General features: G+C 57.6%; 10 protein-coding genes and 2 pseudogenes. 10 read left to right on the plus strand and 2 right to left on the minus strand.

Annotated features, from left to right (window positions below; all coding sequences use genetic code 11):
* Nucleotides 1-524: 524 nt before the first annotated feature.
* Nucleotides 525-1,034 (plus strand): hypothetical protein, encoded by a 510-nt coding sequence (locus AC0L15_RS12535; RefSeq protein WP_473496409.1) that lies wholly within the window; start codon nt 525-527, stop codon nt 1,032-1,034.
* A gap of 344 nt (nt 1,035-1,378) precedes the next feature.
* Here AC0L15_RS12535 and AC0L15_RS12540 read toward each other — a convergent pair whose 3' ends face one another.
* Nucleotides 1,379-1,786 carry a hypothetical protein gene (locus AC0L15_RS12540; protein WP_473496410.1) on the minus strand — a complete coding sequence of 136 codons (408 nt, stop codon included), beginning with the start codon at nt 1,784-1,786 and terminating at the stop codon, nt 1,379-1,381.
* Between the two features lie 283 nt (nt 1,787-2,069).
* Here AC0L15_RS12540 and AC0L15_RS12545 point away from each other — a divergent pair, with 283 nt between their 5' ends.
* Complete coding sequence (locus tag AC0L15_RS12545; RefSeq protein WP_473496411.1) at nt 2,070-2,210, plus strand: hypothetical protein; 141 nt, start codon at nt 2,070-2,072, stop codon at nt 2,208-2,210.
* A gap of 109 nt (nt 2,211-2,319) precedes the next feature.
* Here the strand turns inward: AC0L15_RS12545 and AC0L15_RS12550 are convergent.
* Nucleotides 2,320-2,708: pseudogene (locus AC0L15_RS12550) on the minus strand (Ros/MucR family transcriptional regulator).
* A gap of 400 nt (nt 2,709-3,108) precedes the next feature.
* Between AC0L15_RS12550 and AC0L15_RS12555 the strand changes: the two are divergent.
* The 8 genes and pseudogenes from AC0L15_RS12555 to phnF all read left to right on the plus strand — a co-directional run.
* Nucleotides 3,109-3,457, plus strand: a pseudogene (locus AC0L15_RS12555) (MFS transporter); the annotation flags it as partial.
* Between the two features lie 996 nt (nt 3,458-4,453).
* Nucleotides 4,454-5,365: an ABC transporter permease gene (locus tag AC0L15_RS12560; RefSeq protein ID WP_473496412.1), complete on the plus strand. Its 912-nt coding sequence runs from the start codon at nt 4,454-4,456 to the stop codon at nt 5,363-5,365.
* A 2-nt stretch (nt 5,366-5,367) separates the two neighbouring features.
* Complete coding sequence (locus AC0L15_RS12565; RefSeq protein ID WP_473496413.1) at nt 5,368-6,273, plus strand: ABC transporter permease; 906 nt, start codon at nt 5,368-5,370, stop codon at nt 6,271-6,273.
* A gap of 62 nt (nt 6,274-6,335) precedes the next feature.
* Complete coding sequence (locus AC0L15_RS12570) at nt 6,336-7,847, plus strand: ABC transporter substrate-binding protein (protein ID WP_473496414.1); 1,512 nt, start codon at nt 6,336-6,338, stop codon at nt 7,845-7,847.
* 37 nt (nt 7,848-7,884) lie between these two features.
* Entirely contained in the window at nt 7,885-8,901 is a 1,017-nt protein-coding gene (locus AC0L15_RS12575; protein WP_473496415.1) for an ABC transporter ATP-binding protein, read from the plus strand.
* Between the two features lie 110 nt (nt 8,902-9,011).
* Nucleotides 9,012-9,947, plus strand: a complete 936-nt coding sequence (locus AC0L15_RS12580) for an ABC transporter ATP-binding protein (RefSeq protein WP_473496446.1) — start codon at nt 9,012-9,014, stop codon at nt 9,945-9,947.
* A 7-nt stretch (nt 9,948-9,954) separates the two neighbouring features.
* Nucleotides 9,955-11,184, plus strand: coding sequence for an alkaline phosphatase family protein (locus AC0L15_RS12585; protein ID WP_473496416.1), 1,230 nt, complete (start codon nt 9,955-9,957; stop codon nt 11,182-11,184).
* 60 nt (nt 11,185-11,244) lie between these two features.
* On the plus strand, nt 11,245-11,946 hold the full coding sequence (gene phnF / locus AC0L15_RS12590; RefSeq protein WP_473496417.1) for a phosphonate metabolism transcriptional regulator PhnF: 702 nt from the start codon (nt 11,245-11,247) through the stop codon (nt 11,944-11,946).
* The last annotated feature ends 40 nt before the right edge of the window (nt 11,947-11,986 follow it).

The following is an 11,986-nucleotide window of genomic DNA, read 5'->3' on the forward strand; positions in this document are numbered from 1 at the left end:
GGGCGGTTCTACGGACTTCCTCTAGGCCAGAATGGAGGGTCTCAACGCTTCCCGTCGCCGTCGGAGACCGAGGTATTAACCCGCAACTTTCGCACGGTCGTTGCTCAGGATTGCGTAGGAGGGAGTGTACCGCAGTGGTTGTGGTTCTGTTCGCCATGCGTTCGTCCATGTCCAGAAAGTCGCATAAAAGGGCAGTGCGGAACTCAATGGCGACCTGTGCCGGGATCGCTCCATCACAACGTCTGACCCTTTCACGACTCTTCTTTCACGGTCGCCCAACGGCAGACCGCGACTCTAGGCAGGTCTTGGCGCTACGCTCGGGGAATAGCAGCTTTGCGCAGCATTCCGGCCCTTTATCCAGGTTGCACGAGTTCTTAAAAGCGGACAGTCGGGTCAGTAGCCGAGACGTCAGCATTGGGTGCGGACGAGCGGACGCGGCTGCACCAACATCGCTCAAATGATAGCCTTCTTGCAATGGCTGAGCTCAGACCACAAAGTCGGTACGTATTATCTAGAGGTCTCTAATGAGTGCTCGCCTATCGACAGCCATCCGGATCGTCGAAGCCGCAAAGGCCATTTTACGAAAAACTCAGAGCTTTCCAACCAAGGGGTTCGGAGATCATGAAGACCTGAGCGAACGCGAACATATCGGTGTTGAGCCGATGCTCCTGGCACTTTCGATGGAGTTGGCACTCAAAGCGTGGTTCGTTTTCGACCACGACGATCCAAAAGCTACCAAATCGCACAACCTGATGAAGCTGTTTGACGACCTAAAGCCCGAAAGCCAGAAGAAACTTGACGCGGAGTTCAAGAGATCAGTGGCTCCCTACCATCCCAACGGTCTCTACATCGACTACAGCATCCGTCACATTCTGTATCAGCACAAAGATGCCTTCATCGACTGGCGGTATCTCCATGAGGCCAATAAATCGATGATGTTCGATCAGGGTGCTTTTGAGGCAACGCTTGAAATGGTGCTCCGGGAGTTCGAGAAGAGATATCGCATTGAGCAAGTTATGCCGGTGTCGATTTGAGCGGACCTCGCAACGCGATCGCCGCAATCGCCGTCATGGATACGAAAACGCGGGTCGATCTCTCCCGAGTTAAGATCAATCAGCGCCCTTTTTCTGATCTCAGAGCAGAATGCTCTGATTGTGTATTCGCCGTTGTTGGCGGGGCAGATTCCGGTATCGAGCGCGGGCCACGCCTTCAATTCTTTTCAGCGCCATGCACGGCTACGAGATCGTCCAGCTCTGTGCCCTTTGGGACAAACCGGATGGCAGCCTCCGCCCATAACAACCTCGGCGACTGATCAACGGTGCGGCGTAGATGCCAATAAGGATACCGATCATCATCCCGAGCAGGAGGCTTCGACCGCTCACGGATCAATAGCCGTTGTCTCGGAGAAACGGTCGATGGCTGCCTTTATGATCACCGTCCTCTTGATGTCGTTGTCGAAGGCGGCCTTTAGCAGTCGCAGCTTCGTGTCGTAGTCCAGCGGGCAATTGACGGCTTCTCGCGCGCGCGCGTTTGAGGTCACGCAAGCGATAGCGTCCCTCCTCCTGAGCCAGAGCACGTTCGATCGCCTTGCTATTGCGCTCTTCACCGCTCGGGTTTCGGCAGACTGCGCTGCGGCCGTTCTCTTGTCGCATCCGCTTCTGAAACCGGCGCCGCTGTTGGTTCCCTTGCAGCCGTCCCAGCCTCTGCCTTTTCCGACAAAGAGGCTGGTTTCATTGCGGCTTTGGATACCGTCTGCATTCGGGTCTGTACGGCCACGGTTGAACATCCTCCTTGGGTCGACATTGGCGCCTGAGACCCTGAGACGTCGCGCAGACCTTCGTCTAGGAACGATCGTATTGAGTCGGTATAGGTGGCGAACTGTCAGCGCACGTTCGAACCCATTGGCCCTTGAAGTTAATGGAATGGCACGCATGCTCCCGCCCTTACTTGACCTGGATGTCGCCGATGAAAGCACCATCCATGTCTAAACTGACCGGATACGACGAGGAGCGGCTGATCTTGTACATTCGGCTACTGGACGCCGCAGCAGAAGACGTGGATGGCGCGATGTGGCCGAAATCGCGCTCAAAATTGATCCCGAAAAAGAGCCCGAGCGCGCGTACGGAGCGTGGGAAAGCCATCTGGCGCGCGCCCTATGGATGACGACGAACGGCTACAAGTACCTTTTTGCAGGTGGCGCACCCCATTGAGTGGACCTGCGCTGCACGCCTGCGAGGAGTCCGGGTAAACTGTTTGCTGCGAAAAGGCGGAGTTCTTCCGCCTTTCAAACGCCGCGTGCCAAAACGAAGGTGCGGACAATCAGGCCGCGGCCTTTTTGCGGCTCCTTTTTGCAGGTGCAGGCTGTTCGGGTTCGTTAGGCTTTCTACCGAGGCCAATAGTCTTGGCCAAAGCCGAACGCGCGGCGGCATATCGGGGCGACCATCGGATAGTCTGCCGGCAGGCCCCACTTGGCGCGGTATTCGTCGGGCGTCAGACTATGGTGGGTAGAGAGATGCCGCTTCAGAGACTTGAACTTTTTTCCGTCCTCCAGGCTGATGATGTAGTCGGGCGTGACCGACTTCTTGATGGGAACTGCAGGCTTGAGGGCTTCAGGCTTCTCTGGGGAGCCGCCGACTGTGCCCTTCAGCGCGGCATGCACCTGCCCCGATCAGGGCCGGAAGCTCGCCTAGCGGGACTGGATTCTTCAAGACCTAGGCCGATACGATGTCAGCGGTGAGCTCGATGAGGGCATCAGTATTGTTCTCGGCTTCTTCCGTCACGGAATGCTCCTGATCGAATGAAAGCAGTGGGCGAAGTTCCGCTTCATAATAAAGGCAGTCCCGGAAAGCAATGAAAGTCACGGAAGTGCTCTCTCAACACCGCCTCAGACGTTCCGGCAGAACCATCGATTGGGCCGCTAACGCGGTCCGGCTAATAAATGAACAGCCATTTTTTAGCAGAAGGGTTTCGGTTTCGGCGCGGTAGGAGCATCGAAGAATAACTTCCGCTACGCACCTTTAATGCCCTGATCCTGCCACTCTCCATAGGCAAGTGCGCCAAGGAGAAAACTTCAACGCGACCTGTACACGAAAAGAGAGGCTCGGCCCAATGAGCAGGGTGGCGCGCGCGGACGCGGCTTCAGTTTCGTCGGCGACGTTTGCTCCACTGGAGAACCCGACCTTTCGCGCGATCTGGGTTGCCGCACAGGTGTCCAGCTTGGGCTGGCTGATGCAGACCATTGCGATCAGTTGGCTGATGGCAACCATCTCGACTTCGGACGTGATGGTCGCCCTGGTGCAGACTTCCACGACGTTGCCGGTATTCATTCTGTCGATCTTCGCCGGCGCCATTTGCCGACAATTTCAGCCGCCGGACTGTGATGGCGCTCGGCTGGTGCGTGATAGCGTTGTCGTCGACGATGCTGACTGCTTTAGTGGGGCTGGGATTTTACAATCCATAGACGATCCTCGCATTCAGCTGTTTGGCCGGCTGCGGCGCTGCGTTTACTGATCCGTACTCGGATTGGTGCGACCAGCAGAGAGTTCCCTGAGACTCTGGGCGTTGACGTCCAAGAACGCCGAGCTGCGTGAGACGTCGAAGCCCAGAGCTGCCCTATCAAGGCCGGCCGGGACGGAGACCAGCACCCGGCAGCCGGGCAGCGCGCCAAAAGGACCCCGCGCGTCATATGAACTGGATCCCTCATAGTGCGTCGCAACATTTTGATGCTGCACTGCGGAACTTTGCGGTAAAGCGGGAGTTCTCTGTGCATCTAGCAAGCGAGGGCTCGATGAGGCGCTACAAGATTCTGCCGTCGGAATCAGGGCTGTGGTCTGTGATCGATAGCCTGACAGGGCTTCCCGCCGAGAGATACGGTCGGCCGCTCACCGGGCTGACCCAGTACGAGGCCGAAGAGGCTGCCTTTAACCTTAGCGAGAGCACGCCGCCATGGATGGCCTTGGTCAGACGGCGCAGACGTTAATCAAGGCTGCCGATTTTACGGATGGTCGGACGCGATGCGCCTCGCACTCCATCACACCCGTTCGCGTAACCTCTCACCTCTTCCTTCTGGATGCGTGCGTCATGGCAGGGGGCGCATGTGCTCTCCAGTTCGCCGTACCATAAGAGCCGGACCGTCGCGGTGCGCCACCAGATGGTTGGCGACCGTGGCCGGAACCGTCGCCGGAACCGTCGCCCGTTCTCTTGCCGATGAAGTGCGGGGTGCCCGACACCGAAATGGGCTGAAATCGCGATTTGCGAGCGACGCAAATCTGAAATGACGCAGCTGTTCAGTATATCTTCCCTGCGGGACTTCGTCGCAAATATTACAAATGTTGCGACATTATCTAACGCTTTTGTCGTCAATGTCATCAAAGCGTAACATGTACGAGATACCTAGACATCTAGAGCGCCTAGGAGCTGTTTCGGCTTCTTCCTTTCAGGCGGAGGAGAGTTGGTGTTTTTCATCTCGCGAACCTTGCGCAGCGCGTTCACCTTGTGGGCGATCCTCACCATCGTATTTTTTGCGACACGCACGACCGGAGATCCCACATCCTTCCTCATTCCACCCGACCTTCCCGAGGAGCAACGGATTGAGCTGCGAGAAAAGCTCGGACTGGATGATGATGTGGCCACGCAATATGTCCGGTACGGCACCGCTTTGCTGCGCGGAGATTTCGGGCAGAGTTTCTTCTCGAATCGGCCTGTGGTCGAGCTGTTTATGGAGCGCGTTCCCAATACGCTTCTCTTAACCATTCCGGCTTTCTTCCTGTCGGTCGTCATCGGCATGGCCGCCGGCCTCTGGGCCGCATTGCATCACAACATGGTGATTGATCGCTTCCTCACAACCGGAACTATCGTGGGGCAAGCCATCCCCAACTTCGTTGTCGGCATTGTCGCTATCTTGATTTTCAGCTTCTCCCTGAAGCTTCTGCCGAGCGGCGGAATGGGTAGCTGGAAACATCTTGTTCTGCCCGCAGTCACACTTGCTCTGGCGACCTCAGCCAACATTGCAAGGCTCGTTCGCAGCAGCATGTTGGAGGTCCTGTCCCAGGACTACATGCGCTATGCGCGCAGCAAAGGGCTTAGCCCATTCCGTGTGGTGGTGAAACATGGCCTCCGAAACGCGATCCTCCCGGTGTTGACCATTCTGGGCCTGCAACTAGGTGGCCTAATCGCCGGCGCCGTGGTGACGGAATCGGTGTTTGCCTGGCCTGGAGCAGGACGCCTAGTGATCGATGCAGTCATGCAACGCGATTTCGCCATGCTGCAATTCGGAATTCTCGTGTTTTCGGCGGCAATCATCGTCACCAATCTTCTTGTGGACGTTGGCTACGGCTTGCTGGATCCGCGGGTGCGTGGGAGGTGATGATGAGCATCGAGACCGGCGCGCCGGGATTGAGCCCTTCCCAAACCCAGGAGGGTATCGTCGCCACCGAGACCGCACGGCGTCGCCGATCCCCGGCGCTGGCGATCGTCTCGTGCCTGATCCTTGCGGTGATAGCATTGCTGGCCGCGATCGCGCCGGTGATTGCGCCGCACGATATTGCCGACCAGAGCCTCCTACACCGACTTCGCCCACCGGCGTTCGCCGGGGGAACGACCGAATACCTGCTTGGAACGGATCATCTTGGCCGAGATCTGTTTTCCCGGCTACTGTTCGCAACCCAGACCACCTTGCTTATCGCTGGTGCCGGAGTTCTTGTTGGTGTTATCACCGGCACGCTCAGTGGACTGATCTCGGGAAGCATGGGAGGATGGATCGACCATTGCTTCATGGCTGGGGTCGATGCGCAAGCCTCGGTGCCGGTCACTTTGGTGGCATTGACTGCGGTCGCCGTCGTCGGACCTAGTCCGCTTGTCCTCATGCTTGTCGTCGGGTTCGCGGACTACTACAAATATGCTCGGGTGGTCCGGGGCCAGGTGCATGCCCTGCGCGGACGCAGCTTCGTAGAAGCGGCTCGATCCTCCGGCGCTTCCCCCTGGCGCATCGCGATGCGTCATGTGCTTCCCAACACGTTGTCGCCCGTCATCGTCTTGGCGAGCCTGAGCTTCGCCGAGATCGTCGTGCTGGAGTCGTCGCTCTCGTTCCTTGGAGTGGGTATTCAGCCGCCAAATGTTTCTCTTGGTTCGTTGCTAGGCGAGTCGAGGAACTACCTGATCACCACACCATGGCTGGCGGTATTTCCCTGTGTCGTGATCGTCGCAATCACGCTGGCAGCTTCGATGGTCGGCGATTGGTTGCGCGACAGGTTCGATCCCCGAAACCGCAGCTAAATTCGCGCCACTCCCAAATCTTCCCGCAGGAAAACCTCACAACGCCAACCTTAGGAGACACTATGCGAAACCTACTCATAGCGGTCGCTATGCTACTGCCGACCTTCGCGGTCGCGCAGGAAGATACGAGACCGGCCCTCACTGTCGGCGTCAATGCCGTCCGCGCTAACTTCGATCCCGCACTGGCTCTGGGGAATGTCGACTTCCCAATGACCTACAATATGTTCGACACGCTCGTTGCGCGAGACTTTTCCCAAAGCAAGGACCGGACAGCTTATGAACTTGTTCCCGGCCTTGCACAAAGCTGGAAGCGAATTGACGATCGCACAATGGAATTTTCGCTGCGACCAGGTGTGCGATTTCACAACGGTCAGCCTTTTACCAGTGCTGACGTAAAGTTTACCCTCGATCGGATCCTGGATCCCGCTTCTGACTATGTCAGCGCCAGAAACCTACTCAAGGTCATCGAACGCGTCGACATCGTCGATGATGTGACGGTTCGCATTACCACGACAGCCCCGAGCCCAATACTGCTACAGCTGCTTGCCTATCATTCGAGCGACATCGTGCCGAAAGCCTATTTCGAGTCGGTGGGAGAGAGCGGCTTCGGCCAAAAGCCGGTCGGGACGGGTCCGTTCGCTTTCGTCAAGCTCCAGCCCGACGAGAGCATGCAGCTGAAGGCCAACGACGCCTACTTTGGCGGTCGGCCGACGATTTCGATCTTGACCTTCAAGGCCATCCCGGAGGTCTCTGCGAGAATTACTGCGCTCGCGAACGGTGAGGTCGATATCATCAACAGCTTGCCGCCAGATCAAGTGGAAGCGGTAAAGAACCTGGGCTGCTGCGAAGTCCGCAGCGTCTTGATGAACCACCACTTCCTTCTCTACAACACCTTCAACCCAGTGATGGCAGACAAGAAACTGCGTCAGGCACTCAATCTCGCCATCGATCGCAAGTTGCTGGTGGACGCCCTGTGGGATGGCAAAGCCACGCTGCCGCACTCGGCTCAATATGAGGCCTGGGGACGGGAACTCTACAATCCCAATCGGCCAACGCCTGCCTTCGATCCTGACCGCGCGCGTCAGCTCCTCACTGAATCTTCCTACAAGGGACAGCCGATTTATTACATGACGCATCCCGTCTACTACACGAATGGCGTTGCTGTCGCCGAAGCTGTCGTTCAGATGTGGAAAGCGATCGGCATCAACGCCAGCGTCCGTGTCGACGAGGGCTGGACCAAGCTCAAAAAGGAGGATCCTGCCCTCACCGTAAGAAACGGTTCTGACTGGGTGGTACCGACCGACCCTGCGGTCACGCTTTACATGACTTGGGCGAAGCGGTTTTGGAAAGACGAGCAACGCTTCGACGAACTCGCCAACGAAGGCGAAACCACACTCGACGGCAACCGTCGCTACGACATCTATCAAAAGATGATCGATATTTTCGAAGACGAAGCGCCCGGTACTTATTTGTATCGTGCGCCGGAGTTCTACGGGGTCCGCACCAACATCCAGTGGCTTCCGAACACCGATTACACCATGGATTTCAGGCCGGATAACATTCACTTCAAGTGAATGCCACTGTTTCGCCCAGCTACCAGGACGGTTTATGATGAACCATACCGAACTCCTGCGCGTCGAGAATTTGCGCACGTATTTCTATGCCCGCGATCGCACTGTCAGAGCAGTCGAAGGGGTCTCGTTCTCGGTTCGACACGGGAGCACGGTCTGCCTTGTCGGAGAATCCGGCTCAGGCAAATCGGCAACCGCGTTTTCCATCCTGAACCTCATTCCGAAGTCGCAGGGGCGGATCGTTGCTGGGAAGGTCCTCTATCAAGGGGAGGACCTTCTCCATATCCCCGCACGTCGACTGCGCCGCATTCTTGGCAACGACATTGCCATGATTTTTCAGGATCCTGCGGCGGCGCTCAATCCGGTCTACACGATCGGCAACCAATTGATGGAGGTTCTGCGGACCCATCAACGATGCAGCCTTCGGGAAGCCCGACGCCAGGCCAGAGAGCTGCTCGATCGCGTTGGTATCGCCGATGCCGAGCGGCGCCTCGATGACTATCCTCATCAGCTTTCCGGCGGTATGCGCCAGCGAGCAATGATCGCGATCGCGCTGTCATGTCGGCCGAAATTGCTTATCGCCGACGAGCCGACGACGGCTCTCGATGCCACGGTTCAATCGCAAATCCTCGCTCTTCTTCACGAACTACAGCAGGAAGCCGGCATGGCCATGCTGTTCATCACGCATGATCTTAGTGTCGTTGCCGAAATCGCTGACCGGGTCGTTGTGATGTACGCCGGCCGGGTTGTCGAGGAGGGCGATGTCATGCAGATCTTCGACACGCCACGGATGCCTTATACACGCGGGCTGCTGAAGGCCCGACCACAATTACAGCCCGGCCATGCATTTCCCCGGCGGCTTTCTGCCATTCCGGGCAGCCCTCCAGAACTTGCTCATCTGGCAACCGGCTGTTCCTTTCGTCCGCGCTGCAGCCATGCGGCGGCGGACTGCGCACTCCACATGCCGAAACTCGACATGGCCGACGGACACAGCGTTCGGTGTTGGCGTTGGCGTGAAGTCACCGCCGCGGATGCGCAGCCGGAGGCTGTAGCATGAATGCGTCCTTTGCCCATTTCGACACGCCCGACGGCGGTGCGATCCCGGCGTTCAGCGCTCCGTCTTTGCTCGAGGTCGAGGATCTTCGCGTCCATCTGCCACTCCGCACCATGTCGCGATTCCGTTCCAAGAGGTTCATCAAAGCCGTCGACGGGGCATCGTTTTCGATATTTCCTGGTGAGATCGTCGCTCTTGTCGGCGAATCCGGTTCAGGCAAGACAACATTGGGACGCAGCTTGCTGCGGCTGACCCAGCCGAGTTCTGGTCGGGTTCGCTTCAAAGGAGTCGATCTGACGACCCTGACGCCAAAGGAGATGCGTTCTTTTCGGCGACATATGCAGATGGTGTTCCAGGATCCCTATAGCAGCCTCAACCCACGCATGAGCGTCGGGGAAATCGTCGGTGAACCGCTGTCGATCCATCATGCTCATCTGACGCCGCGAGCACGGATCGAGCGCGTGGCCGAACTCCTGTCCCAGGTCGGAATATCCCGGACGCATGGCCCCCGTTATCCGCACAGCTTCAGCGGCGGCCAGCGCCAGCGCATTGCCATCGCCAGGGCATTGTCGACCGAGCCGGACTTCATCGTCGCCGATGAGCCTATTTCGGCTCTCGATGTTTCGGTTCAGGCGCAGATCGTTAATCTGCTCCTGGATCTGAAGGACAAGTTGTCCCTGACGATGCTTTTCATCTCGCATGATCTGCGCACGGTCAGCCACATCGCTGACCGGGTGATCGTCATGTATCTCGGTCGGATCATAGAGATCGCCCCTTCGGCAATGTTCTGGGATGCGCCTGCGCATCCGTATACCGAAGCCTTGCTGGCCGCACTGCCGGCCGAACATCCAAGCCTTCGACGACGAAACCGGGTGGTCCTGAAAGGTGAAGTGCCGAGTGCCTTTTCACCGCCATCCGGCTGCGTCTTTAGAACCAGGTGCCCGATGGCAAGCCCGGAGTGTGCGACGGTTTCACCGCAATTACGGCAGGTTGTGCCCGGTCACTGGACGGCCTGCATCAAACAAAAACCTTTCGAATTGAAAGGATGACAGTGAAATGAAGCGTCGTAAACTCCTGTTGATCATGATCGACGGCGTGAGTTCGGACTATCTTGAGAACCATCGGGTGCGTCTCCCAACTTTGTCTTTGCTCGCCGACAGCGGATACCGCGTTCGCCGAATGCGTTCGGCTGTGCCGGGGACCTCCATGCCCGGTCGGGCTTCGATCCTCACAGGCGTCGAAGCAGACAGGCACGGGGTTTTTGGCAATCGCGTTCTGAGCGACGGAGCATTCATCGCGGCCGAGGTGGAGCATCTTCTTGTGCCGACAATTGCAACCCTTGCTTCACGCGCGGGTTTGGACGTGGCCTGCATCGGGCATGCTCTCGTTGATCCGGAAGATACCTCCGTCTACGTTCCGCCTAGTTGGATGCGCGGGCCCGGCTTCACCAAGGTTCCGAGCGACGGCAGTGCCCCCTATCTTCTGACAGTGAAGGATCCACGCGGTCGCCTGGCGAGGGTTCCCCTGCCCTCCTTCGTTCAGCAATCCGCAAAACCGGATAGCATCTCTCGGGTCACAACGACGCTCATCGACGACCAATTGACCATCTCCGCCACCGCAAGGCTGATCGGCTCACAAGAGCCGCCGGATCTGGTCATCACCGAGATTAATGTCACAGACATTTTCCAGCACGAGTTCGGTTACGAGAGCGAAGAGGCCCATTTCTCAGTCGCTTTTGCCGACTCTCTCGTCGGTTTTTGCCTGGAAACCTTGCGGCGGTCCGAGCGGCTTGACGAATATGTGATTGCAATTGCCAGCGATCACGGCCACGGCAATATCGACACCTCGATCCTGCCCGATCTGGTTATTCCCGGAAAGACATGGAGCTCCGAAGGCGCCACGTTGCATGTCCTGGTCGAGAACGCCGCCGATCGTGCGGAGGTTACGCAAAGGCTGGCCACCGTCGGGGCGGAACCTTGGAGCGATGCACATTTGCCGGTAGGGCTGCGCGAGCGCGTCGCGACCTTCGTGGCTCCGCCGCTGCATGATTTCGAAGAAGTGCCAGCGGGGCATCCTACAGACCAACCGTTCGGTCGCCCGAAATACAAATCCACCCATGGATTTCGACCAGGTATGAGTGCGGACGACCGTATCTGCATCATCTCCGGGGCCGGCCTGCCAAGTGCCGTGGCGGAAGAGGCTGAAGCAACACGCCTCGCGCCGACGCTTGCATCCATCCTTGGGCTACCCACTGAGACATTTCCCGATCTGCCGCTTTTCGAGTAAACAGGTTTTGTGCCCATTTGGGGAATGCAATGGCCGTATCGACAGTTGAAGTGGTGCTTAATGAAACGTTGGGAAGTGGTTCGCTCCGGTATACTCAATGACATCCACGCGGGAGCCTTCGAGAATGGTCGTCTGCCCGGCGATTTTGTCCTGGCGGAACGATTTGGCGTCAATCGACATACCGTGCGCAATGCAATCAAGGCCCTGGAGTCTGAAGGGGCTCTGCGGGTGCAACACGGTGTCGGTACGTTCGTTGCCGACGACTTCATTTCGCATACCTTGGACAGTGATCCGAGATTCACGTTCAAGCTTCTTGGCCAGAACAAGTCGGTGAAGCGGGAGATATTGTCGATCAACGAGATCTCTGTCGAACCGGAATTTGCATCGCATTTGAAGATCGCGCCCTCAGCGCTCGTTATTGCCGTAAGGTCGAGTTCGTTCATCAACGATTGGCCCTTGGCGACCGGAACCGCATATTATCCCGTCGAGCGCGTTCCTGGTCTCGCCACCGCGTTCGAGGGGCTGAACTCTCCGACAGCGGCCCTGAAGCGTTGTGGCATCCCGCAATACAAGCGAAAATGGACGCGGATAACGGCCAGAAGGCCTACCCAACAGGAAGCCCTTTTGTTGCGAATATCTTCGTCCAGTCCAGTGCTGTTTGAAACCAATGTCGATGTGACACCAGACGGATTGCCGATCAAATACGCCTTCAGCGTTATCCGAGCCGACAGATATGAATATCTGATAGAAGGCGACGGCTAAACCCAGATTGCCGGCGAATGGAAAGGGAGCTTGTGCGTGG

The organism is Mesorhizobium sp. WSM4846, assembly GCF_055811415.1.

Coding starts and splice junctions, on each gene's coding strand:
- AC0L15_RS12535 (WP_473496409.1), top strand. CDS start 525: ATGAGTGCTCGCCTATCGACAGCCATCCGGATCGTCGAAGCCGCAAAG.
- AC0L15_RS12540 (WP_473496410.1), bottom strand. CDS start 1,786: ATGTTCAACCGTGGCCGTACAGACCCGAATGCAGACGGTATCCAAAGC.
- AC0L15_RS12565 (WP_473496413.1), top strand. CDS start 5,368: ATGAGCATCGAGACCGGCGCGCCGGGATTGAGCCCTTCCCAAACCCAG.
- AC0L15_RS12570 (WP_473496414.1), top strand. CDS start 6,336: ATGCGAAACCTACTCATAGCGGTCGCTATGCTACTGCCGACCTTCGCG.
- AC0L15_RS12575 (WP_473496415.1), top strand. CDS start 7,885: ATGAACCATACCGAACTCCTGCGCGTCGAGAATTTGCGCACGTATTTC.
- AC0L15_RS12580 (WP_473496446.1), top strand. CDS start 9,012: ATGTCGCGATTCCGTTCCAAGAGGTTCATCAAAGCCGTCGACGGGGCA.
- AC0L15_RS12585 (WP_473496416.1), top strand. CDS start 9,955: ATGAAGCGTCGTAAACTCCTGTTGATCATGATCGACGGCGTGAGTTCG.
- phnF (WP_473496417.1), top strand. CDS start 11,245: ATGAAACGTTGGGAAGTGGTTCGCTCCGGTATACTCAATGACATCCAC.